This window comes from Chelatococcus sp. GCM10030263, from assembly GCF_042666455.1.
In the GTDB taxonomy this organism is placed as follows: Bacteria; Pseudomonadota; Alphaproteobacteria; order Rhizobiales; family Beijerinckiaceae; genus Chelatococcus.
On the sequence record NZ_JBHTDB010000003.1, the window covers coordinates 474705 to 501010 of the forward strand.

General features: G+C 65.2%; 8 protein-coding genes. 1 reads left to right on the forward strand and 7 read right to left on the reverse strand.

Going from position 1 to position 26306, the window contains the following annotated elements:
• Positions 1–143 precede the first annotated feature (143 nt).
• Positions 144–2207, forward strand: a complete 2064-nt coding sequence (locus tag ACFQU1_RS06865; protein ID WP_378130655.1) for an ATP-dependent helicase — start codon at positions 144–146, stop codon at positions 2205–2207.
• Between the two features lie 212 nt (positions 2208–2419).
• On the opposite strand, the gene ACFQU1_RS06870 is transcribed toward ACFQU1_RS06865, so the two are convergent.
• From ACFQU1_RS06870 to ACFQU1_RS06900, 7 genes are all read right to left on the reverse strand, one after another.
• Positions 2420–3577: a PepSY-associated TM helix domain-containing protein gene (locus ACFQU1_RS06870; RefSeq protein WP_378130657.1), complete on the reverse strand. Its 1158-nt coding sequence runs from the start codon at positions 3575–3577 to the stop codon at positions 2420–2422.
• Between the two features lie 48 nt (positions 3578–3625).
• On the reverse strand, positions 3626–5920 hold the full coding sequence (locus tag ACFQU1_RS06875) for a TonB-dependent siderophore receptor (protein WP_378130659.1): 2295 nt from the start codon (positions 5918–5920) through the stop codon (positions 3626–3628).
• 316 nt (positions 5921–6236) lie between these two features.
• Positions 6237–8423, reverse strand: a complete 2187-nt coding sequence (locus tag ACFQU1_RS06880; protein ID WP_378130661.1) for an HlyD family efflux transporter periplasmic adaptor subunit — start codon at positions 8421–8423, stop codon at positions 6237–6239.
• Positions 8408–9742, reverse strand: coding sequence for an efflux RND transporter periplasmic adaptor subunit (locus tag ACFQU1_RS06885; protein ID WP_378130663.1), 1335 nt, complete (start codon positions 9740–9742; stop codon positions 8408–8410). The genes ACFQU1_RS06880 and ACFQU1_RS06885 overlap by 16 nt, the downstream gene beginning before the upstream one ends.
• Positions 9739–10512, reverse strand: coding sequence for an efflux RND transporter periplasmic adaptor subunit (locus ACFQU1_RS06890; protein ID WP_378130665.1), 774 nt, complete (start codon positions 10510–10512; stop codon positions 9739–9741). Before ACFQU1_RS06890 ends, ACFQU1_RS06885 begins: the two co-directional genes overlap by 4 nt.
• Positions 10513–10545: 33 nt before the next feature.
• A complete protein-coding gene (locus ACFQU1_RS06895) occupies positions 10546–12039 on the reverse strand; it encodes a TolC family protein (protein WP_378130667.1) in 1494 nt (497 codons plus the stop codon).
• A 119-nt stretch (positions 12040–12158) separates the two neighbouring features.
• Positions 12159–26120, reverse strand: coding sequence for a VCBS domain-containing protein (locus ACFQU1_RS06900; RefSeq protein ID WP_378130669.1), 13962 nt, complete (start codon positions 26118–26120; stop codon positions 12159–12161).
• Between the last annotated feature and the right edge of the window lie 186 nt (positions 26121–26306).

Genomic DNA, 26306 nt, shown 5'->3' on the forward strand with positions numbered 1-26306 from the left:
AGCCTCCGAGCCTCCGTCCTAGCAACGCCGCTGGGTACCTTCGTCGACGTCGTGAAGGCGCAGGCGAGGCATTAGACCTGATTGCGAACAAAACGGGAAACGTGCTCCAGTGGCTTCGTTCCTCTCGAATGATTCGCAGCCGAATGTCCGTCGCTTATCTCGATAAACTCAATGTGCAGCAACGGCGGGCTGTCGAGCACGGCGTCGGAAGCCTCGCGTCCGCTCCGGCTCTGCTCGTCATCGCAGGGGCGGGTTCCGGCAAGACGAATACCTTGGCGCATCGCGTGGCGCATCTCATCGTCAATGGCGCCGATCCCTGCCGCATCCTGCTCATGACCTTTTCACGCCGCGCCGCCAGCGAGATGACGCGGCGCGTCGAGCGGATCGCCCGGCAGGTGATGGGCGAGAGCGCGGCCGCGATGACGGGGGCGCTGACATGGGCCGGCACCTTCCACGGCGTCGGCGCGAGGCTGCTGCGTGACTATGCCGATCAGATCGGTGTCGACCCGGCCTTCACGATCCATGACCGGGAGGATTCGGCCGACCTCATGAATCTGGTCCGGCACGACCTCGGCCTCTCCAAGATGGAAAGCCGCTTCCCGATGAAGGGCACATGCCTTGCGATCTATTCGCGCTGCGTCAATGCCGAGATGACGATCGAGGAGGTGCTCGCAACCGCCTTTCCCTGGTGTGCCGCCTGGGCGAAGGAATTGAAGTCGCTGTTTGCCGGCTATGTCGAGGCCAAGCAGCGGCAGAACGTCCTCGATTACGATGACCTCCTGCTCTATTGGGCGCAGGCCGCTGGCGATCCGGTGCTGGCCAAGGACATGGGCGGACGTTTCGACCACGTGCTCGTCGACGAATACCAGGACACCAACCGCCTGCAGGCCTCCGTCCTGCGGGCGCTGAAGCCCGACGGCCGCGGCCTTACCGTCGTCGGCGACGATGCGCAGGCCATCTATTCCTTCCGCGCTGCGACAGTCCGCAACATCCTCGACTTCCCGGGCGAGTTCCGCCCGGCCGCCGATGTGGTGACGCTCGACCGGAACTACCGGTCGACCCAGCCGATCCTGGCGGCCGCCAATGCCGTGATCGAACTCGCGAGCGAGCGTTTCACCAAAAATCTCTGGACGGACCGCACGGCGGGCGAGCGGCCGCGTCTCGTCAGCGTCCGGGACGAGGCCGACCAGGCGCGCTACATCGTCGAGCGGGTGCTCGACAACCGCGAGGGCGGCATCACCCTGAAGAGCCAGGCCGTGCTTTTCCGAGCCTCGCATCACAGCGGCCCACTCGAGGTGGAACTGACGCGGCGCAATATTCCCTTCGTGAAATTCGGCGGCCTCAAGTTCCTCGATGCCGCGCATGTCAAGGACATGCTGGCCATCCTGCGCTTCGCGCAGAACCCCCGCGACCGCGTGGCGGGCTTCAGGCTGCTGCAGCTGATGCCCGGCGTCGGGCCGACTTCGGCGCAACGCGTGCTCGATCACATCGACGACGCGGCGGAGGGTATAGCCGCGCTGGCGACGGCACCTGCACCGCCCCGGGCTGGCGATGCCTGGTCCGTCTTCGTCGACGTCATGACGGGGCTCGCCTCCGGTGCGAGCGGCTGGCCGGCCGAGCTGGAGCAGGCCCGGCTCTGGTATGAACCGCATCTCGAACGCATCCACGAGGATGCGACGATGCGCCGTGCCGATCTCCTGCAGCTCGAGCAAATCGCCGGGGGATATCCGTCGCGCGAGCGCTTTCTGACGGAGCTGACGCTCGATCCCCCCGACGCGACGAGCGACCAGGCCGGCGTGCCGACGCTCGATGAAGACTACCTGATCCTGTCGACCATCCATTCGGCCAAGGGCCAGGAATGGAAATCCGTCTACGTGCTGAATGTGGTCGACGGCTGCATGCCCTCGGACCTGGCGGTCGGTTCCAACGCCGAGATCGAAGAGGAGCGGCGGCTGCTCTATGTGGCGATGACGCGCGCCAAGGATGATCTCCATCTTCTTCTGCCGCAGCGCTTCTTCGTCCATGGGCAGAACGCCCGGGGCGACCGCCACGTCTATGCCTCGCGCAGCCGCTTCATTCCCAATGGTATTCTTGCCGCTTTCGAGAGGACGAGCTGGCCGCTCGCGGCAGCCGCCTCGCCCTCGGTACGTGCCCCCCAGGAGGCGCGGGTCGATATCGGCGCGCGCATGCGCAGCATGTGGCGCTAGAGAGCTTTTCGCGGCGCCGATCGCGACAAGATCTCTGGACGTCCCAGTTCATTGCGTTCGGCGCAAGGTATAGAACCCAACCAAACCTAGCGGCAGTCCCAGGCCGATCCAGGAAACGACGTCCCAGATCCCGTCACCGATGAGCGCCGAGAGCAGGCCGGCCGTCGTCAGCAGTCCGAGGATGACCGGTATTCGAAACTCACGGCGCAGCCTCATGTCCGGGAGAGGCCGCTTCCATGGGCAAGGCTCCGTTCCAGCGCGGCAGGGCGCTGCGCGGCAAGCGATTGCCGGCGCTTCCACCAGAGATAGAGACCGCTGCCGAGAACGACGATCGTGACGAGATCGAGCAGCGCCCAGATGATCTTCAACGGCATGCCGCCATAGTCGCCGAAATGCAGCGGCTGGGAGATGAGAAGGGCCGTGAGGTACCATGGCAGGTCGCGCGCATCCGTTACGCTGCCGGTCTCGGCATCGACGAGGGCGGGCTTCAGAAGCCGGGCGGTCAGGGGACGGTCGCCACGCATGAAGACGGCGAAATGGTGGTTGCTGCTGAACAGCGTTCCAGGAAAGGCGACAAATTGGGGCACCATGCCCGGCAGGGCCTTGCGAGCATTGGCAACGACGGTATCGAGCGAGATGTGCACGCCCGGTATCGGCTTGTCGCGATAGGGGGCAGTCATCTCGGCGAGCTGGTTCGTCCTCCAATGATTGAGCATGAGCTCGGCCCAGGTATTGAGAACGCCCGTCGCACCGACCGTCAGGGCCCAGACCATCGTCACAATGCCGAGGAGATTGTGCAGGTCGAGCCACCGCAGCCGCCGCGATCGGTCCTTCCGGACAGTTCCGAAGGACAGCCGGCGCGTGAAGGGCCCGTAGAGAACGATGCCGGACACGACGGCGCCGATGAACAGAAGGCCCATCGCCCCGAGGAAGAGCTTGCCGGGAAGGCCCGCGAACATGTCGACATGCAGCCTGAGAAGAACGAGCATCGGCCCGCTGCCGCTGTTGCCGTCGAGCAGCTCGCCGCTTCGTCCGTCGAAGGTCATGGTTCGGGAGTCGTTCGGATGCGCGCCGGGCGCATGGTTCATGATGAGCCCGGCCATGGCGGGCTCGTCCTGCTCCCAGAAGATGTACTGCACGACCTGGCCGGGGAGCTGCGCCTCTCCGGCCGCGACAATCCGGTCGAGGGCGAGGAGCGGCGCGCCGTCATGGACCGGCGACGGCTCCGGCGCACCGAGAAGGTGATCGATCTCGTGATGGAAGATGAGCGGCAGGCCGGTCACACATAGAAGCAGCATGAACAACGTGCAGATCAGGCTCGACCATTTGTGGACGAAGATCCACGCCTTGGTGTGCTTGGCGGCCCGCATGCTGTTCACCTTCCTCGCCGACGGCACATCTTGGAAGCGCGCATCGTCTCACCACCGATAGCTGACGCTGAGCGTGCCCTTGCGCTCGTCGCCGTAGTAGCAGGCCGACAGCGAACTGCAGGAGGCGACATAGGTCTTGTTGAAGAGATTGGAGACGTTGAGCGCCACCCGCCATCCGTTTCGCTGATAGTGCAGCGCCGCGTCGACGAGTGTCTGGCTCGGAACTTGATAGGTGTTATCGACGTCGGCGAAGGAGTGGCCGACGAACCGCACGCCCGCGCCGAAGCCAAGCCCGGCGAAAAGTCCGTTCTGGATCGTATAGTCGAGCCATAGCGAGCCGAACCGCTCCGGAACGCCCGTCGGCAGCTTGCCGATCACGCTCGAATTGAGGTCCTTGGTGATCTCCAGATCGTAGAAGGTATAGGCACCGACCAGATTGAGCCCATCCGTCAGGCTCGCCACGGCCTGGAGCTCGATGCCGCGTGAGCGCACCTCGCCGTTCTGGATCTGGTTGAGAATATTCGTCGGGTCGGTCGTCAGCACGTTCTGCCGTTTGAGATCGAAGAGCGACACCGTCGCGAAGCTCTTCCAGCCCACGGGCTGGTATTTCAGGCCGACCTCGACCTGCTCGCCGGTTTCCGGAACGAGGGGCTTTTGCGTGCTGCCGTTGATACCGACGAGCGGCGAGAAGGAGCGCGAATAGCTGAAATAGGGGGCGAGCCCGAGATCGCTGTTGTAGATCAGGCCGACCCGGCCGCTGAACGCGCTATCCGTGCTGTCGGCGCTCTGCGATGGCGAGAGGCGGTTCTTGGTATCGGTATCGACCCAGTCGTGGCGACCGGTCAGGACGAGGGTCCATTTGTCGAATTTGATCTCGTCCTGAACATAGGCGCCGATCTGCGTCTGCGTGATCTTGCTGTTGATGAAGTTGGGTGGCTGCGGCGCGACCGGCGGATCGATCGGCGCGAGCAGATCGAGGTTGGGGCCTGCGCCAAAGCCCTCCTTGTCCGTCGTACGATAGCCCTTGTAGTCGAGGCCGAACAGGAGGGTGTGGCCGAGCGGACCGGTGGCGAAGCGCGCCTGCGCCTGATTGTCGATCGTCAGCAGCTGGGCATAGGGCTGGGCGCTGAAATTGCCCCGCGCGAGCAGGGCGGACGTCGCCGTCGGCGGGCTCGCATAGCCCGTCCCGAAGAGCGACAGATATTTCGTCTCGATCGTGCTGTAGCGGGCGTTCTGGCGTACCGTCCAGGTATCGTTGAGGTGATGCTCGAACTGGTAGCCGATCATCGTCTGGCTGCGCTCGAACGTGTCGAGCCCGGGATTGCCGGTGAAGAGCTTGGGCGAGATGAAGCCGAAGGGAGCCCGCACCACCGTCCCTTCATAGGGCAGGAAGTTGAGACCATTCGTCCAATCCCGCTGATATTGGCCGAGGATCGTCAGGGTCGTGTCGGCGCTCGGCGTCCAGGTAAGCGCCGGCGCGATGAAGATGCGGTCTTCCCGCGTGAAATCGGTCTGGGTATCGCCCACCTTGCCGAGCGCCGTCAGCCGATAGAACCACTGGCCCTCGGCGCCCGTGATGGCAAGCGGCCCACCGAGATCGAAGGCACCATACCGATTGCCGAAATTGTTGATGCCGAACTCGACGGAGCGCAGCGGCTCCGTGGTCGGCATCTTGCTGACGGCATTGATGAGCCCGCCCGGCGTTGAGCCGCCATAGAGGAAGGAGGTCGGGCCGCGCAGGATATCGATGCGCTCGAGCCCGTAAGGCTCGAGCTTGAAGGTCGCATAGTTATAGCCGAAGAGCTGCAGCCCGTTGAGGAAATATCCGGTGTCCTCGGCCTTGAAGCCGCGGATGAGGAACCAGTCGTTACGGAAATCCGAGCCGAAGGTGTTGGAGCGAATGCCCGGCGAGTACCGTGTCGCCTCGCCGATCGACTGCGCCCGCTGGGCGTCCATCTGATCGCGGCCGACGACGGCAATCGATGCCGGGGTTTCGATGATCGGCGATCCCGTTTTGGTCGCCGTCGCGCTGCTTCTCGCCACATAGCCGTCGATCGGGCCTTCGGCGCCGCCCTGCCACCCCCTCGCCGCATCGTCGCTGCGCTGGCCTTCGACGAGGATAGGGTCGAGCTCGACGGTATTGCCGCTCTCGGCTGGTCCCTCTTGGGCGAGGGCACCGTTCGCCGCAAGGCATGCAGCCAGCGCGACGAGCAGCGTCGCGGCCGCCGGCCGGTGGGGCTGCGACCGAGGTGCCGGCCACGCCCGCAGGAGCGCTTTTCCGGGCCGCACTTCGCCCAGCCTCGCTTCGCCCCGGACTTCGCCCTGGTCATCCTGCTCGGTCACAGCTGCCGCCCTCCTCGATATATTTCGCGGAGGCGACTACCAAGCTATCGAGTTAAACGCAAGAATTTATCGGTATTTAGATGGATTCCATACTGCTGATTTAAATTTTAATGATTCAAAACTAAGTATCTGTTCCAAAGCCTCTACATGTTAAAAGATGTATAGCGCGCATGCTGAACTGATATCGGCTGCTGAATTCGATGGTGCCGGACCGCATGTCTGTCGGTCCGGCATGCGAACGCCATGTCCGATTGTCCCCGGCTGCGCATCTGAGGAAACGGACCGACGGCCGCTTCCGCTTGTAGCTATGCCTCGATCAGAAGCCGCTCTCGCGAATGATGACGCTTGCGATTTTCCGCCACGCCTTCCCGGCGACGGAGGAGGGCTTGCCATCGAGAATGGCGTTGCCCGTGCTGGTGTGCCGCAGATCAACCTGTTCCAACGGTCTGAGCGTGACACGGTAGACGGGGTTTTCGGGAATCAGCGTGTCGTCGGGCCCTTGCCGCGCTGCGATCGCCCCGCCATTGACGGACGCGAGTTCCGGGTCGGGAAGCACGCGCACAGCAGTGCGATCGATGCCGGTGATCTCGGCCTCTACCCGGCCGGCAGCGACATCGGTCGGCACGAAGACGGCCTGCGTCCCCGGTGCGATCCGCTCTAGGTCGCCCTCTCCCACATAGGCATCGATGCGGCTTCCGGACATGTCGGCTACAATGCCGAGCAATTCCCCGGGCTTCACCCATTCACCGATCCCGAGCGGCTCCGCCATGTCCACCAGCGTGCCCGAAAGCGGCGCGCGGATCGTGAGCCGCGCCTCTTCCACCCTGGCGGCGGCGAGTTCCGCCTGAGCGCCTTGGAGCTGCCGCGCCAGCACCTGCGCGCGCGATCGCAAGGTCGGCTCTTGCGAAGCCGCCTGGATCTGCGCCTCGATGCTCGTGACACGACGCTCGGCCTGGGCGCGCTTGTATTCGATGTCCGGCGAGGCGAAAACGATGACCGGATCCCCTTCCCTCACGGGATCGCCGGACCGCGCCAGGACCATAGCAACGCGACCGGGCACCTGCGAAAACAGGCGAACACGCGCCTCCGCCGCCATCAACGCCGGTGCGTGGATGGAGGTGCGCCAGGGGACCACGAGCGCGATCACCAGCAGGCCGAGGAGACCAAGCGTGACGAGGCTGCGCGTGTTGAGCTTGCGCGCCCGCCCCCACCTCGCCCATGCGGCGACTTCGCGCACGATCGGGCGCGCGATGAACCACCAGAGCTCCACGGCGAAGAGCAGAATGCCGAGGACCTTGAAGAACATGTGGTAGACGATGAAGGCGATGCCGAGAAAAAGGACGAGCCGATAGGTCCAGGTGGCGAAGGCGTAGATGATGAGGACGCGCCGCATCTCCGGCGACCACGTCTCCGGCGGCGGCTCGCCGAAACCGAACAGGGTCTCACGCAGCCAGTGGCGCGCGAGCGCGAAGGAGCGGTCCTGCAGGTTGGGGACGTCGATCAGATCCGAAAAAAGATAGTAGCCGTCGAAGCGCATGAAGGGCGACATATTGATCAGCACCGTCAGCACCCAGGTGGTCGTCGCCCATACGAAAAGGATGCTGCGGAACACGCCGTCCGGCACGAAATTCCACAACAGGAGCGCATAGGCGGCGAGGCAGCATTCGGTGATGACGCCGGCGCTGCCGATGGCGAGGCGCTGCGAGCGCTTCGGCAAATGCCACGCGGCGCTGGTGTCGGTGTAGAGAACGGGCATCATGACGAGCAGCGCCAGCCCCATTGTGGGGACGCGGCACCCCAGGCGCTTGGCCGTCAGGCCATGGCCGAGCTCGTGAAGCATCTTCGAGGCAAGAAGCGCCGCGCCGGCGAGTGCCACGCCTTCAAGCGAGAAGAACCAAAGCAGCGACGCCTTGAACGAGTCCCACTGCCGCAGCGCGAGATAGAGGCCGAAGAGCCCTGCAGCGACGCTCACCCACAGGAAGGCCCAGCTGTAGATCCACTGGAGGCGCGGCAGCAGCAGGCCGAGCAGGCGGTCGGGCCGGACCAGGGGAATGCGGACGAAGAGGTAGTGGTGGAGCAGCCACATATACCAGCTCGTCCTGGCGGCCGCCTTTCGGCTGCACAGCCGGCTCGTTGCCTCCGGGCCGCTGCTGCGCAGCAGTTCCGCACCGCCGAGAAATTGCACGAAGCCGTCGACATCCTCGGGCGTCGGCCGCAGGGTCGTCTCCCGTTCGATACGATTGGCGATCTCCGCCGAGGAGCCGAGATGCCAGCGGCACAGAATCTCGAATTCCAGCCAGCCGAGCCGATAGAAACGATTGGCGACGGGATCGTAGAGCGTCCAACTCGGCGCGCCGCCGCGCAGCGAGGGGCCGGGCTTCAGGACCAATTCCTCGCGCAGCGGGGCGAAACTCGATCCGGCCGCATGTCTGGCGCCCGCTGCCGGCTGAGCTGAGCCCCCGGGCGCCAGCACCTCCGGCGAGGCGTCTACAAGCCCAACCATTGCCGAGCCGCTGAAATGGGACGCCGGAATATGGCATAGGCGAGCGGCACTTCCGCGCCATAGAGCTTGGCGGTTCCCTTCAAGCCGATGCGCGGCAGGGTCTCGCCATCGGCCAAACGCGCCTTAACCCGATATCCCAGAACCCCGTCCGGTCCCTTCTGCGCCTGGTAGGAGACGAAGGTCAGAACCGCATCGCGCGGACGCTCGGGATCGGTGTTCAGGAACAGCCGCACCGGTCCGCCGATCTCGAGATCGATGGCATCCGCGACCGACAACCGGGCGTCCACCTCGACCTTCTGCGGATCCGCCAGCAGCATGACGCGCTCACCGATGGCAACGGGGCGGCCGAGCCAGTCGTTCGGGTCATCGAAGACGGCCAATCCGCTCTGCGGCGCGCGGATCTCGATCCGGTTCATCTGCTCCCGGAGATAGGCGACTTCGGCGCTCACCTGGTCGAATTTCCCTTGAAGCTCGGGAAGGGTGGCGCGCACCTTGTAGTCGACGACGGCAAACTGCTTCGCCTGCCGCAATTCGGTGTCGGCAGCCTCCTGCGCGCGCAGGGAAACATCCAGTTGATTCTGAAGCCGACGCCGATCGAGGGCGAACAGGACCTGTCCGCTCTCCACCTCCTGGTTCGGCTTTACGAAGACGCTGTCGACGACCCCTTCGAGCGGAGCGCGGATGACCGCGGCGTCGCGCGGCGCGATCTCCGCCGGCGCCAGCACCGACTGGCGGACGGGGAGGAAGCCGGCTGCGACCAGGAGGAGAAGGCCCGCGGCGACCAAGGCCTTCCTTTTCCAGGATCCGGCCGAGGCTGCTCTTTCGCGGAGGCGCCGTTTGGCGAGCCGGGCCTGCCAGGCGTGGCCATAAGCGTCGGCAAGAACCGCGAGAACATTCTTATCGGCCTCGCCGAGCGCTTCGTCGCGCGCCAGCAGAAGGGCGCCCAACCTGGGAGCGAGAGGTATCCAGACGAGATAGGGCGGAAGCCACTCGGACCACTCGGCCTTCAGGTTGTCGGAAACGTCGGCGGCGGTGATCTCGCGGATTTCCTCGGATTCACCCGTTTCGAGCTGGGCGCAGAGGCGACTGGCCCACATCAGGAAGGGCGATCTCTGATCGGGGATGGCGACCCCCGAAACGGCGAGGATCCGGCGCACCGGCGTGCCGCGCCAGAGAAGCGCCTGGCGATAGCGGACGACGCTCAGCGTCTCGTTGGCCATCAGGAAGGCGAGTTCGTCGCTTCCGGCGGCCCGCGCCCGCTTCTCCAGCTGTAGGAGCATCGTCAGGCGCAGCAGTTGCCGCGCGTGCAGATCGCTCATGGCCGGACCGAAGCCTCTGCCCGGGGGGCCAGATGAGCGAGCCCGCTCATGCCGGGGATGAGGTCGGGCACGTCGCCCTCGATCCGGCCAAAGATCTTCACCGTCTGGCTGACCGGGTCGATCCGGGCGCCGATGCGGGTGACGACGGCGGGGAAATCGCGCCCCAGATCCTCGATGCGAACGGTGAAGCTCCCTCCCGGCTTCAGCCACGACAACGCCTGCGACGGCGCGAGCAGCTCAAGCTCGAGATCCCGATCGCTCAGGATATCGATCACCGGCTGGCCCGTGGTCACATATTGGAAGGGCTGCACCTTCAGTTCGGCGACACGGCCGGAAAAAGGCGCGGTGATGCTGCAGTGGGAGACGTCGATGGCGGCGAGCCGCTGCTCCGCCTCGGCTGCGTCGAGATCCGATTCGGCGAGATCGAGATCCACCTTGCCCGTGGCGCCTCGCCGATCGAGGAACCGCAGCGCTTCGGCCTTGCGCTTGGCGTGGTTGACCTGCGCGTCCATGCGCAGAAGGCGAGCGCGATAGGCAGCGCAGTCAATCGCAGCGATCTCCTGCCCCTCTTTGAAGGCCTCGCCTTCCCTGAAGGGCAGTTGCAAGATCTTGCCGGCGATTTCGCTGGAGAGAACGGTGGTCCTGCGGGCAATCAGCTGAGCGCGCACGTCGATGCCGCCGAAGTCCTCTCCGGCCGCAGCACTGGGCGAGCTGCCGAGCAGCCCGAGCAGCATGACGAGCGGAAACACCCGCAGAGCCTTGATCCTCAACACACGTTCCTTCTCCGGGCGCCGGAATCGACGTCAATGCTTGGCATTCGCATCCACCATAGCGGTTTTCTCGACGACGGTCGGCTGCTGCGCCTGCGCGGCTTGCTCCAGGCTCGGCACCGTGACCTTGCCCGCCTGCCATTCGCTCGCACGCTGCCGGATCGCCGCCATGAGGCTTTTCAGATCGCGGCCGTCGGCATCTTCGGGGACAGGATCGAGGCCGAGCGTTGCGTAAATCGAAGCGCTGGCGTTCTGCAAGTCGGCATAGGCGCGGTTGCGCTTGAGCTCGGCCATGACTGAATTGGCCTTCTCCCAAATCAAATCGAGATCGGAGGATGTCTCTGCCTGCTGGGTATCGGCGGACAGGCCGGCGATGCGCCGGTTCACATCCGCGATCGAGCGAGCCCGCTCATAAGTCTTTCGAGCGATCTGATACTGCTGAGCGGAAATCTGCACCTGCGCCAGCACCGCCATGGTGGTCGCGAGCCGCCGCGTCTCGGCGATCTGCGTCTGAGCCTCGTTCAGCTTGATGACGCCCGGCACCGACATGAGGTGGATCAGGCTGGCCGCGATACGGCCCCCGGCCTCCTGCCAGTTGTTGTAGAGCAGGTAGCTGTTGCTGTCATAGTTGAGCGAGGAGACCAGATTGATGCCCGGCACCATGCGCAGGAGGGCCCGCCGGCCTTCCTGCTGGGTGACCCGGGCGTTGTAGCCCTCCTCGCGCAATTCGGGCCGGTTGAGCAGTGCAAGCTGCTCCATTTCGCTGACCGAGAAGCGCACCCGCGGCATAGCGGTCGACTTCGGCACGGCCAGCGTATAACGCGTGCCGGGACGCAGGCCCATGAGCTGCGCGAGCTGGGCTTTGGCGATCGCCAGCTTGTCGTCGACCGACTCGAGTTCCTGGATGATCTCGAGAAGCGCACGCTGGTAGCGCAGCGATTCCAGAGGCAGCTGCGCACGTGCGGCTTCGAGCGACCGGGACGAGTTGAGCGCACGGCGCGCTTCGGCCAGGATCGGCTTGAGCCGCGGACGCACCGCCTCCGCCGCAGCAGCGGTCCAATAGGCCGAGCGGACCTGCTGGAAGATGTTGTGCACCACGCGCCGGCGCTGTTCCTTGGCGATCAGGACGCGATCGGCCTGCTGCTTGGCCTGCAGGTAGCTCACGCCGAAATCGATGACATTCCAGGACAGCGTCAGATCGCCAAACACGCGGTCATTGTCGACCGATACGGTCTGGAAGTTCGAGGGCAGGATCTGCCCATTCTGATAGCTCGCGCTCGAACTCACGAGCGGCGGGTTGCGCGCCACATAGCCCGCATTGGCGGTGAGATTGGGCAGCATGTCGAGCTTGGTGAGATCGAGCTGCCGATCCTGCAGGGCGGCATTGAACATCTGCAGCCGACTATCGAGGTTGTAGGCGAGAGCGCGCGCTTCGGCTTCCTCGAGCGAGATCGGCCCGGATGGCTGCGGAGTGAGGTTCTCCAGCTCGGCGACATCCGCCGACGTTCGCGCCGCGTTTTCTGCCATCGTGAACGGCTGAGGATTGGTGGTACACGCCCCGAGCCCCAGGCAAGCGGCAGCAGTGAGCATCCGCAGGTGCATGAATGTTGCCTCACGTAAAAGGGTAATGAAGAGCCGGAACGGCGTTAGTGACGAGGCTGGTCGTCGACAGCGAGCGCCTCGAGGAAACGAGCGGCCTCGATCATCCGCCCCGTCGCCCCGGAACCGTGCAATGTCTTGGATAAGGATGCATTCTGACCACCCCCCTGGTCGGTTTGAACTCGATCTTTAGCTTCAGTCGATTTACCGGTCGCGGCGGAGGCCGGTTGCTCGACATGCGACCTCTCCGTTTCTTGTGCCGGCTTCGCCTGACCGTTGCCGGTCGGCTGCTCGGTTGCTGGAGGCTGACTATCTCCGGACGGCGGCGGCGACAGGTGCCGCAGGATGCCCGGACCGCCCTCAGCCCGCGACTTGATCTCTTCGAGGACCTTCGCCTCATCGCGCCCGACCTGGATGGTGAGGATCGACTCCGCCTCATGGCGCGCAGCATCGCGCGCGACTACACGCACTTCATAGATGCCGGGCTCGACACTTTCGTCCGGAATGGCGGTGACCACCTGCGTCGATCGGTCGAAGGAGATCCACCACGGCAGCTGCTGATTGCGGCCGAGGCCCGCCTCGTAATCGAGGTCGCCGAGCGAGACCTGGCCCGAATACCGGAACAGGAGCCGCTGCGTGATGCCCTCCGTCACTTGGGTGTAGCGATAGACGTGCTCGCCCTCGAGATCTTCGACCGTGTCGATCGAGACGTCCTGATCGGCCCATTTGCTCCACTGCGACATGAGCCCCCAGCGGTCGTAGCCCGGCAGGTTCATGAAGGCGGCAACGTTGCTCCCGGACTGCCCATTGACCGTAATGGTCAAGGTCGCCGTGGCCGTCGCACCGTCCACGTCGACGATCGTATAGGTCACGGCCGTGGTTGCGGTTTCACCTAGCCCGAGGCTCTGGAAATCGCTGCCCGGGTCGAAAATATAGGTGCCGTCGGGCCTGATCGTGAATGTCCCGCCATGCGAGCCGCGAACGCTCGTTCCGTCCGAGGACACCGGCTCGCCGTCGAGCGCCTTCACCGTCAGGGTGTCACGGTCTGGATCGCTATCCCGGCCGAGCCCCGGACCGGCGCCGATGATCAGGTTGCCACCGACCGTGCTATTCGCGTCGGTGACATTGGCATCGTTCTCCGCCACCGGCGGCGGGTTCGACACCACCCACCGGAAGGTCTGGGCAACGGAGGCACCCTGCGCGTCCGTGGCGGTGACCGTCACGACATAGACGCCGTCCTGGTTCGGTCCGCCCTGCGACGCCGATCGATCGAGGATGCCGGTGACGATGCCCGTCTGCGGATCGAGCACGAGCCCGGGCGGCAGACCCGCTGCCGCATAGCTGAGCTTGTCACCGATATCGACGTCGGTGAAGCCGCCTGTCACATCGACGGGGCCAATCAATTCGGCATCGATATTGGATCTGTCGATCAGTTCCCCGCCGGTGACAACGGTCGGCGTGTCGTTCGTGCCCCGGATGGTGAGCGTGAGTGTCGCCGTCGAGGTTTCGCCGTCGGCGTCGGTGATCGTGTAGGTGACCACCTCCTTCAGCGTGTCACCCGCTTTCAGTGCATCGACGGTCGGATTGCCGCTGTTGAGCGCGTAGCTGTAGCTCCCGTCGGCATTCAGCGTCAGATGGCCATAGGCCGTATCGAAGACGGTTCCCACCTGATGAGCCGTACCGCCGAAGCTCACGCCGGTGACCGCCCCGCCGGCCGCCGCGCCGTCCGCCCCCAGATCATCCGGCACGTCACCCTGCCCGCCACTGGCGACGACATTGCCGGTGACCGTGGCCGTGCCCTCGTCGATCTCGGCGTTGTCGTTGGTCGCTACCGGAACATCGTCGATGATGCGCACGGCGAGCGTGCCGTTGCTCGTGCCGCCGCCGGCGTCCGTCACCGTCAGGGTGATCGGATCACTGCTGTCGGTCGCATTGGGCTGGTCCTGCGCCGTCTTCAGCACATAGCTGTAGGTAAGCGTGCCCTCGATCGGCACGCCACCGACGATCGCGCCCGGCGTGAAGCCGGTCAGCGTCAACATGCCCTCGCCGGTGTCGATCACGACGGGCGTGGTCGAAAGACCGTTCAGTTCGGCAAGCGTCACCGTCGTGCCGTCGACTGTGATCGAGGTAAGCCCGTCGGGCACCGTGATGGCGATCGAGCCTGTCGTCGTTTGGCTGCCGTCCGACGGATCCGTCAGGCCATGCTCGTGCACCTCGGCCTCACCCGTCGCGCCGCCATTGCCGTCGACCGGCACGATGGCAGGACCGCCATCGGTGGTTCCGCGAATGGTGATGGTCAGTGTTGCCGCTGACGTGTCGCCGTCACCGTCGGTGATCGTGTAGGTGACCGCCTCCTGCAGCGTCTCGCCTGCCTTCAGCGCATTGACCGCCGCATTGCCGTTGTCGAGCTCGTAGGTGTAGCTGCCGTCGGCATTGAGCGTCAGATGCCCATAGGCCGTGTCGAAGACAGTTCCCACCGCTTGGACCGTCCCGCCGAAGCTCACGCCGGTGACCGCTCCGCCAGCCACTGCGCCATCGGCACCGAGGCTGTCCGCCACATCCTGCGGTCCACCACCGGCAACCACATTGCCGTTGACCGTCGACACCTGATCTTCGGTAATCTCCACCGCGTCATTGGTCGCCACCGGAACATCGTCGACGATGCGCACGGTGAGCGTGCCATTGCTCGTGCCGCCGCCGGCATCGGTCACCGTCAGCGCGATCGGATCGCTGCTGTCGATCGCACCCGGCTGGTTCTGCGCCGTCTTCAGCTCATAGCTGTAGGTGAGCGTGCCGTCGGTCGGCACGTCGCCGACCATCGTGCCCGGAGTGAAGCCGGTCAGCGTCAGCCTGCCCTCGCCGGTATCGATCACGACAGGCGTGGTCGAAAGACCGTTCAATTCAGCGAGCGTCACCGTCGTGCCGCCTACAGTAATCGACGCGACACCGTCCGCCGCCGTGATCGCAATCGTGCCGGTGGTCGTCTCGCGCGTGTCGGATGGATCTGTGAGGCCTGGCTCGTGCACCTCGGCTTCACCGGTGGCCCCGCCATTACCGTCGACCGGCACAATCGCTGGACCGCCATCGGTGGTTCCGCGAATGGTGATGGTCAGCGTCGCCGTCGAGGTCTCGCCGTCGCTGTCGGTGATGGTGTAGCTGACGATCTCCTGCAGACTGTCGCCCTCTTTCAGGGCATTGACCGCCGCATTGCTGTTGTCGAGCACATAGCTGTAGCTGCCGTCGGCATTCAGCGTCAGCTGGCCATAGGCCATGTCGAAGCCCGAGCCGACCGTCTGGTCGGTCGTGCCGAAGTGCACGCCCGTGACCGGGCTGATTGCGAGTCCATCGGCGCCAGGGCTGTCGTTGTCGACCACATTGCCGGTTACCGAGGTCGTATCCTCGGTAACTGCCGCCACATCGTTCGTCGCCATCGGAGCGTCGTCGATGATGCGCACCGTGAGCGTGCCGGCACTCGTGCCGCCGCCCGCATCGGTCACCGTCAGCGCGATCGGGTCGATGCTGTCGGTCGCACCCGGCTGGTTCTGCGCCGTCTTCAGCTCATAGCTGTAGATGAGCGTGCCGTCGGTCGGCACGCCGCCGACCATCGTGCCTGGCGTGAAGCCGGTGAGCGTCAGCGTGCCTTCGCCGGTATCGATCACCACGGGCGTTGTCGACAGCCTATTCAACTCGGCGAGCGTCACCGTTGTGCCGCCCACCGTGATCGACTCGAGACCATCCGCCGCCGTGATCGCAATCGAGCCGGTCGTCGTCTCGGTCGTGTCGGATGGATCGGTCAGGCCGTGCTCGTGCACCTCGGCCTCACCCGTCGCGCCCCCATTGCCGTCGACCGGCGCCACGGTCGGGGGACCGTCCGTCCGACCCTGAATGGTGATGGTCAGCGTCGCCGTCGAGGTCTCGCCGTCGCTGTCGGTGATGGTGTAGCTGACGACCTCCTGCAGACTGTCACCCTCTTTCAGGGCATTGACCGCCGCATTGCTGTTGTCGAGCACATAGCTGTAGCTGCCGTCGGCATTCAGCGTCAGCTGGCCATAGGCCATGTCGAAGCCCGTGCCGACCGCCTGGGTGTCGCCATCGAAGCTGACGCCGGTGACCGCTCCGCCGATCGCCGCCCCATCCGCACCGAGACTGTCTGCCACGTCCTGCGGCCCACCACTGGCGACCACATTGCCGGTCACCGAGGTCGTATCCTCGGTAACTGCCGCCACATCGTTCGTCGCCGTCGGAGCGTCGTCGATGATGCGCACGGTGAGCGTGCCGTTGCTCGTGCCGCCGCCCGCGTCAGTCACCGTTAGTGCGATCGGATCGCTGCTGTCGATCGTACCCGGCTGGTTCTGCGCCGTCTTCAGCTCATAGCTGTAGGTGAGCGTGCCATCGGTCGGCACCCCGCCGACCATCGTGCCTGGCGTGAAGCCGATCAGCGTCAGCGTGCCTTCGCTGGTATCGATCACCACGGGCGTGGTCGACAACCTGTTCAGCTCGGCGAGCGTCACCGTCGTGCCGCCCACCGTGATCGATTGCAGGCCATCCGCCGCCGTGACAGCGATCGAGCCTGTCGTGGTCTGACTGCCGTCCGACGGATCCGTCAGGCCGTGCTCATGCACCTCGGCCTCACCCGTCGCCCCGCCATTGCCGTCGGCCGGCACGATGGCCGGATCGCCATCGGTGGTTCCGCGAATGGTGATGGTCAGTGTTGCCGCTGACGCGTCGCCGTCACCGTCCGTGATTGCGTAGGTGACCGCCTCCTGCAGCGTCTCGCCTGCCTTCAGCGCATTGACAGCTGCATTGCCGTTGTCGAGCACATAGCTGTAGCTACCATCAGCATTGAGCGTCAGCTGGCCAAAAGCGGTGTTGAACACCGTCCCCACGGTCCGCGGCGCCCCGCCGAAGCTCACGCCGGTGACGGCGCCGCCAGCCGCGGCGCCATCGGCACCGAGGCTGTCCGCCACGTCCTGCGGTCCGCCATTGGCGACGACATTGCCGCTGACCGTGTTCGAGGCCTGGTCTTCGGTGATTTCCGCGGCATCATTCGTCGCCACCGGAACATCGTCGACGATGCGCACGGTGAGCGTGCCATTGCTCGTGCCGGCGCCGGCATCGGTCACCGTCAGCGCGATCGGATCGCTGCTGTCGATCGCACCCGGCTGGTTCTGCGCCGTCTTCAGCTCATAGCTGTAGATGAGCGTGCCGTCGGTCGGCACGCCGCCGACCATCGCGCCCGGAGTGAAGCCGGTCAGCGTCAACGTGCCCTCGCCGGTGTCGATCACGACAGGCGTGGTCGAAAGACCGTTCAACTCGGCGAGCGTCACCGTCGTGCCGCCCACCGTGATCGATTGCAGGCCATCCGCCGCCGTGACAGCGATCGAGCCTGTCGTCGTCTGACTGCCGTCCGACGGATCCGTCAGGCCGTGCTCATGCACCTCGGCCTCACCTGTCGCGCTGCCATTGCCGTCGACCGGCACGACTGTCGGAGGACTGTCCGTATTGCCCCGGACTGTGATGGTCAGCGTCGCGGTCGAGGTGTCGCCGTCACCGTCGGTGATCGTGTAGGTGACCACCTCCTGCAGCGTTCCCCCCGTCTTCAGCGCATTGACCGCCGCATTGCTGTTGTCGAGCACATAGCTGTAGCTGCCGTCGGCATTCAGCGTCAGATGCCCATAGGCCGTGTCGAAGCCCGTGCCAAGCGCCTGCGTATTGCCATCGAAGCTGACGCCCGTGACGGCGCCGCCCGCCGCCGCACCATCGGCGCCGAGGCTGTCCGCCACGTCCAGGGAGCCGCCGCTGCCGACCACATTACCGTTCACCGTCGGCGACTGGTCTTCGGTGATCTCCGCAGCATCGTTCGTCGCCACCGGCACATCGTCGACGATGCGCACGGTGAGCGTACCATTGCTCGTGCCGCCACCGGCATCAGTCACGGTCAGCGCGATCGGATCGGTACTGTCGATCGCCCCAGGCTGGCCCTGGGTCGTCTTCAACTCATAGCTGTAGGTGAGCGTGCCGGCGGTCGGCACGCCACCGACTGTCGTACCCGGCGTAAAGCCGGTGAGCGTCAGCGTGCCCTCGCCGGTGTCGATCGTGACAGGCGTGGTCGACAATCCGTTCAATTCGGCGAGCGTCACCGTCCGTCCACCCACCGTGATCGAGGCGAGACCATCCGCCGCCGTGACGGCGATAGAGCCGGTGGTCGTCTCGGTCGTGTCGGATGGATCGGTCAGGCCGTGCTCGTGCACCTCGGCCTCACCCGTCGCGCTGCTATTGCCGTCGACCGGCGCCACGGTCGGAGGACCATCCGTCCGGCCCTGAATGGTGATGGTCAGCGTGGCCGTCGCCGTGCCGCCCGTCCCATCGCTGATCGTGTAGCCGACCACCTCCTGCAGTGTGTCGCCCGTCTTCAGCGCATTCACCGCCGGATCGGTATTGTCGAGCTCATAGGTATAGGTGCCGTCGGCACTCAGTGTCAGCCAGCCGTGCTCTGTCGCGAAGCGCGTGCCGACACCCTGGCCATTGCTTTCGAAGGTCACGCCGATCACGACGAGATTCGACGAATCCGGATCGGTATCACGCCCTGCGCCACCGACGCCGCCTGCAATTACATTGCCGGTGGCCGAGGGCGTGTCTTCCGTGACGCTGTTGATGTCGTCGACCGCCGCCGGGGGATCGTTCGCGGCATTGATCGTGATCGTCCCGGTGATCGCATTCGACGGCAGGGCAGGCCCACCCGCATTGCCGCCACCCTGGAGGTTGTTTCCATCATTGACGACGATCGAGTAGCCGCGGGTCGTCGCTGTTCCGCCGCTCGTCGGGTCGTCGCTCGTGCTGTGGTAGGTGATCCGCTCGATGAGGCCCTGCACCTCGGCGAGCGTGGTGTCGGCGTCGAGGGTGATGGTCAGTGTGCCGTCGGTACCGGCACTGACAGTGACGCCCGCCGGCAGCCCGCCCTGGACGGAGAGCACATCCCCCGCCTGATAATTGGTCAGGTTGACCGTGACCCGCCCCGCGCCGAAGACTTGAGAATTGAGGCCCGGCGTGGTGGTGAGATCGAGGTCCGAAAGGGCCACGGTGCCGGTGTTCACGAGGTTCACCGTGTCCGTGCCGATCCCCGACGTGCCACTCTCGGAAGCGGTCGGATTGGTCGCCGTGCCGCCGAGAACCGGGGCATCATTCAGCGGATTGATCGCCGTGATCAGGGAATGCGTGACAGACCAGGTGCTCGTCTGGTTGCCGACCGTTCCGGATATATCGGCACCGTCGGCGAAGTTGACCGCGGTGTCGGCTGCCCGGATGGTGAGGCCGCCGGGATCGCCGTTGAAATTGCCCGCCGGGACGAAGCGCAGCTTCGCATCGGTGGGAAGCAGAAGCGCCGCCGTGTCGCTGACCGAGCCGGAAATGGCGTTCCAGGTATCGCCGTTGTCGAGCGAATACTCCCAACTGCCCTGCGCCGCGGTAGAGGCATTGCCGACAATGGCGATGCCGCCGAACGCCGTTGCGGCATTGCCGCCGCCGGTGATCGCGGACTTGTTGTCCGTCGCGTCGCTATAGCCGCTGCCGAAAAGGTCACCGACCGTGCTGCCCGCGGACGTGGTGACGTCCTCGGTCCCGCTGGGCAGAACCCCGTCGGCCACCGTCGGGCGGTCGTTGACATTGCTGACGGCGGTCGACAGCGTCACCGTTCCGGCGCTGTAGCGGGTCGTCCCGCCCGTCGCGCCGGCACCGTTCAGATTGACCTGATCCCCGGCAGCCGGAACGGCCGAGCCATCGCCGCCGTCGCTGTCGTCGACGAGCACGACCGTCATCGTGTTCGGCGTGCCGTGGAAATCCGCGGCAGGCAAAAAGCGCACGAGCGTGTCGGCGCCCAGCACGAGCGCATTGGAGGCGCTGCGCGCGCCTATATTTACCCAGGTGGTTCCGTTGAAATATTGCCACGCGCCTTGGGCTGGATTGAGCGTCAGGCCGGTCACGGCAACGCCGGCGAAGGCATTGGAACTCGACCCGCCGTCGATGGCATCTACGGGGTCGCCGAACTGGCCACCAAACAGCTCACTGACGGTCCTGCCGGTGGGATTGGCGGTATCTTCCGGCGTCGTCTCCAGAACCTCGCTCCCATCGCCGGCGACCACCGGCGCGTCGTTCACCGGATCGACGGTGACGGTGAAGGTCCGCGTTGTAATGAGCGCGGCGCTCGTTTCATCCGCATAGTCGAAGTCGCCGGGATTCGAACCGGGGTCGTTGCTGTCGCCAAGCAGGCTGCCCGGCCGGCCGCCGTTGTAGCCATCGTCGTTGACCGTGATGGTGACGTCGAACTGCCCGTTCCAGTCGGTTTCCGTCGGAACGCCATTCGGATCGGGGAGCTTGATGATTATGCTGTTCAGGGCCGCATTGATCTCATCGAGCGACCCGGTGATGGTCACCGTGCCCGTGCCGATGCCGGTGACCTGACCGGGATTGTCGCTCGTCGACCCATTGACGGACGAGATGGTAAAGCCGCTCGGCAAGGTGACCGTCGCGGTCAGCGTATCACTCAGTGCGTCACTGTCGGACACCTGGATGCCGCCGAGCTGGACGGTCGAACCCTCGGGGCTGTGGTTGGCCCCGCTCACATCGATATGCGCGGGATCGTTGGCGCCGGTCGGGAAGACATCGCGCGAATTCACCGCGACATTGGCATCGAGGTCGCCGGGCACCGCCTGATACGGGTCGATAGCCGCGGCCGGAACCGGGGTCGTGCCAGATCCGCCGTTGTCGTTCATCCCGCCATTGGCGTCATTGCCGGCGAGCGCGCCTGTATCGATGTCGCGAACGCGATCGTCGGCGATCACCTCGACGCGGTAATGTTGATCGCTATTGGCGAGGCTGCCGTCGAACTGCACCTGCAGGCCCGCGAGATAGTCGTTGACCTGTTCACGCGTCCCGCGGATGACGAGCGCGCTTCCCGTACCGTCATAGGTGCCGTCGACGCGGAAAGTGCCGTCCTGAGCCGGTGCGCTCGCCGACGAGATCGTCACATCCGCATATAGACCCTGCACCAGCGGATTGCCCGCCTCGTCCGTGATGCGCACCGTGACCTGAACGAAGTCGGTCTCGCCATTGGCCGGCGCCGCTGCCCCGTCGCCGCTGAGATCGATGTCGCCGACCGAGAAGCCGGGCACCGGCGTCGGCCCGTCCATGATGACGGTGCCGGATCCTGCGGAAACCGTCGGGGCGTCGTTCACCGGCGTGATCGTGACGCCGATCTCGATATTGGTCGGATTATTCGCCGCCTCGCCGCTGCCGATATTGGAACCGGTGTCGTCGAAGGAGACGGTGAGCGTGACGTCCCCGGCCGCGGCGCCGTTGAGATCGTCATTGACGTTGGCCGCGCTCTTATAGGTGAGATGCTCATTGAGCAGTTGCTGTACATCGGCCGCCGTGCCGGTGAGAACGAGCGTTCCGGTGCCCGCCCCAGCGACGGTAACCGCACCGGTATCGCTGCCCACGTCCAGGGTTCCGCTGGGAATGGTCAGTGTCACCGTGACGGGCGTATCGAAGGCTTGGGATTCGGGGTCGGTGATGGTGAAGTTGATCTGGTCGCCGATGAAGGTCGCCTGATCTTCATTGACCGTCGCTTCGCCGCTCCCGCTGGTCAGCGTGGCGGGGTCGTTGACGGTGGAGGCGCGCAGGGTGACGGACGCTGCCGCGATATTGCCGACAAGCGCACCCGTCGTCGGGACTGCGTCGGCATACCAGTCGAAGTTGTCCTGGCCGGAAATAGCTTCGGGCGAGCCGGTCGAAACCGTTTCCGATTGGTTCTGCGTGCCCCCGTTGGCCCAGGGCTGGACGCCCGCGGCCGGGTCCTGATCGATGAGATTGCCCGACGCATCGCGCAGCCGGTCGTCGGCGATGACTTCGACCTGATAAACCTCGTCGCGGTCACCGTTGAAGGCCACCTTCAGGCCAGCGAGCGCCGTATTGATTTCGGTGCGGGTACCGCGCAGGACGAGATAGTCGTTGGAGCCGTCATGATTGCCGTCGGTGGTCGCGCCGCTAGCCGCCACGTCGATCTCGACGCCGCCCAGCGCGGCGTAGTCGGCCGCGCTGAATGCGGTGCCATCCTCATGGGTGAGGCGCACCACGACCTGCAGGAAGTCCGTCTCGGCGCCCGATATGATCGAGGTCAGATCGGGATCCGAGACGCTGAAGCCCGGGACGTCCGTAGACGTATCGGTCACATCGACCGGGCCCGAGGGAGCCTGCACGACCGGTGCGTCATTGACAGGCTTCGTATAGATCCAGAATTCGCGACCGGCCTGCTCGGCCGCGCCGTCGGCGAGCGTGAAGACGAATGTGTCGTCCGGTGCCGCGGGATAGGTGCGGCCGGACGGCTCGTCGCCATTGCTCAGATAGTAGATGCGACCGGCGGTGACATCGGCCTGCGTGAAGGCCGAGCCGACGCCGATCGTCACGAAATTCACGCCATCGACGGAATAGGCAATGCGTCCATGCGCCGGAGCGGATGTGATGCGGTATTGCACCTGGTCCGCCGAGCTGTCCGGGTCAATCGCCTGCAGCATGGCCGCGGTGATCTGGGCGAAGCTGCCTTCCCCGACGATGGTCAGCGGCTCGTTGACGCCCGTGCCGGGCGTCGTGGTGCCAGGCAGGATGCCCGTCGGATCCGTGGCGGTTGGATTTTGGGCGATCTGCGGCGGATCGTTGACATTGGTGATCGCGAAGTCGACGTTGGCCACGTTCGACGTCGCTCCCCAGCGGTCTGTCGCCTGCACGACGAAACCGTCGGCGCGGTCTTCTCCGCCGTCGTGCACATAGCGCAGGCGCGTGGTCGCGGCATCGCCCGTGATCCAGGACGTGTCGATGCTCATCCCAGCTGTCACGTCCTGCCAGACGCCGCTGCCGTCACGATATTGCAGCTTCCCGTGCTGCGGCAGGGATGTGACCGTGAAGGTCAGCGGATTGGATTCGTCGTGATTGACGGCATAATTGTTACCGCCGCCGCCGGGCAGCGTCGCCGTTCCTTCGAGATAGTTTTCACTCTGCGCGTCGTCGGCATCGCTAAAGTTCAGGAAATCGGTGGTGATGGCGACCGTGTCGCCTTCATTGATCACCGTGTCGCTCGATCCTACGGCGACCGGCGCATCGTTCACGGGCGTGATATAGAAGGAGAAGGAGGTATCCCACTTGTCGGCGGTGAGGCCGCCTTGCCCGTCGCTCACCAAGATGCCCGCAGAGGCCTGGAGCCTGACGCTCGATTCGAAGTCCTCGCCCCCGTCGTGCCGGAAGCGGACCAATTCGGCATTGAGATCGGCCTGCGTGAAGGTGTCGTAAAGGCCCAGATCGACCCAAGCGCTATCGACCAACTTCTGCAGCTGGCCGTTCCATTGCGCACCGGCGCCGTCGAAGCCGAGGATCGTATAGACGATCTGTGAGGGGTCGACGCCCTGCACGGTATAGTTCAAGCCGGGCTGGTTGCCGCTTCCGTTGGTCAGGGTAACCGTTCCGCCTTCGGTGAGCTCACCGAGCGTCGCACCGTTATTCGGGTTCGTTCCGGCATAGGTCGAGGTCGCCTGCCCGACGACCGGATTGAGGTCGGGAAGCCCGCCGCCCGTCCCGTTCGGCGTATCGGCGAGATCGATCGTGAAGTCGAAATTGCGCAGCGTGCCGGACGACGTCAGGTTGGTATAGACGCCCCCCAGGCGCTCGAACTGGGTGCCGTCCGCATCCCAATGGGGCGCGGTCGCGTTGTCGACCACCTGGAAGGTGAATTGGTCCGTTTGGCCAGGAGCGGCGCCCGAGAGCTGCCAATATTGCACGCGGCCGGCCTTGACATCCGCGAGGGTGAAGGTCCCGCCCTGGGGGATGAAGGAGGAGTTACCGCTCGTGTCGGTGAAGACGAGCCTGCCCTGGTCGAGGCCGGACGTCGAGTTCACCACGAAGGTGATATTCTGGTCCGGTGAATCAACGTCGGTGACGTTGAGCATCGCCGTGGTCAGCGTCACCTTGTAGTCGGTCGCCGTGTCGCCCGTCGGTTGGGGAACCGTTGCCGTCCGCGTGCTACCCTCGACCCAGAGCGGATCATCGTTCACCGGCCGGATCGTGAGCTGGATCGTACCGTCGGTCGAAGCCGGGGTCCCCGATCCGCCGCCACCATCGATGATCTTCACACCGAAGCTGTCGTTCGGTGGACGCCCGCCGGGGCCGTCGACGCCGTCGTTCGCATAGGTGAGGCCGTCACGCGCCGCATAGTCGAAGATGAAGCCGGCGGCGATATCCGCCGCGGTGATCTGGTGATTGGTGAAGGTCTGCGAGACGCCGCCGACCACCGCCGTGCCGGTGAAAAAGAGAGCGCCGTTGCCCGGCAGCGCGGTCAGCTGGACATGCAGGGCCGCATCACCCGGGTCCCCGCCGCCATCGGCCGTTATGAAGGAGCCGACGATCGATTGCGGCACGCCGCCCGCCGTCGCATTCGCCGGTTGGCCTTCATAGACGGCCCCGCTGCCGGAAACCGTGGGTGCCTGATTCACCGGCGTGACGTTCAGCGTGATCCGGGCGCTGTCCGAATTGGCTTGCGGCGTAGCGCCGTCATTGACCAGAACGCTGAAGCCGTCGGCCGTATTCTGATCGGCTCCTGTGGCCGTGTGAACGTAGACCAGCTTGCCGTCGATCACGTCCTGCTGCGTGAAGATGGAATTCACGCCGATCCGCTGCCCGCTGAGCATCAGATAGCCGAAGTCCGGATCGTCCGTCACGCGATAGACAATCTGGCTGGCAATCTGCGCGCCTTGGGCGAGCTCGGGGTCCATCGGCGCCAAGACCGAGGCGCCGATGGCAATGGTGCCGCCCTCCGACACATTCGCCGTCTGATCGGCGATCGTCGTCGGATCGTTGGACGGCGTCACCTCGACCGCAATGGACTTGCTCGCGCTGCCGCCATCGGCATCGGTGATGGTCAGCGAAATGGCGGTCTTGCCCGAACCCGTGCCGCGCTCCACATCCGCCGCCGTAAAGACGAGACCGTCGAGCCAGGCATTCGCTTCCGCGAGCGTGCCGGTGAAAGTCCAGCCGCCGGCGACCGCCGAACCGCCTGCCGTGCTCGACAAGCTGCCGATGGACGCGTCACCGAGGACCGCGGTGACGGTAACATTACCGCCCGCCGTGCTCTCGAATTGCCAAGCCGCAAGCGACGCGCGATCGGCGCCGGCGGCATTGAGAGCGCTAGGCTCGGCGACGTTCAGGGTGTCCCCGCCGGACTTGGTGATCGCGGGCGGATCGAGGAGATGATCCCAGGCCGCGAGCGACGAAGCCTCGAACGGGGCCGCCGTTTCGATAGAGCCGGTGGACGCTTCGAGAGCCCAGTCGCCGTCGCGTTGGGCAGAGCCCGTGAGATCGGTGGAGGCGGCGACATCGGCACCGGTCAGCGACGCGAGCCCGCTCATCAGCGCTTGACCGGCGGGCTGGTCCGCAACATCGCAGCCCCAGATCATGATATCGGCGTTCTGCCCGAGAGCACTGCTCCAGCCAGCGATATCCCCGGCTCGCGTCGCCAGGGTTGCCGCATCGATGCGCGTGGCCCCGAGCGTGAACTCGCCGCTTTCACCATGGCCGACGAAATGCACAGCAGCCAGATGGTCATGCCCGGCGAGCGCCTCGGAGACCTGCGAAATGCCGTCCTTGGTCGGATCAAGCACCACGACCTCGACGCCGGGCCGTGGCGCGAGCTGCGGAAGATCGGGCAGACGGCCATCGACGAAGACGATCTCGGTGATCGGCGCCGCCACATCCGATCGGGCGGATGCGGCGAGTTGCGCCTCCCCCTTGCTGCCGAAGGGACCGACATCGGCAACCGACGCCTGGGCATGCTCCGGCCCGGAATTGGCAGAGGCGTGGTTCGATGGATCCGTCGCGGCATGATCTGGGGCACGCGCCTCGGCCATGGCCGGCGGCGCGTCCGTCTTATGCGCAACGGCAGCCGCGGTCGCTCCGCCTGCCGCGTCGTACATCAAGCGAGGCTCGAGCGCTATCGCGAGACTTATACCGTCCCGCCTTCGACTGGCAGCTCCATTTCGACGAATCGCCCCCCCGGCGGAAAGATCGCCACGCTTCATCCAAATGTCTCCTGAGATGTATTTCGGCGACAAGACGCCACCAGCCGAGGCAGCGATCTGCCTCCGCCGCAACGGAAGATT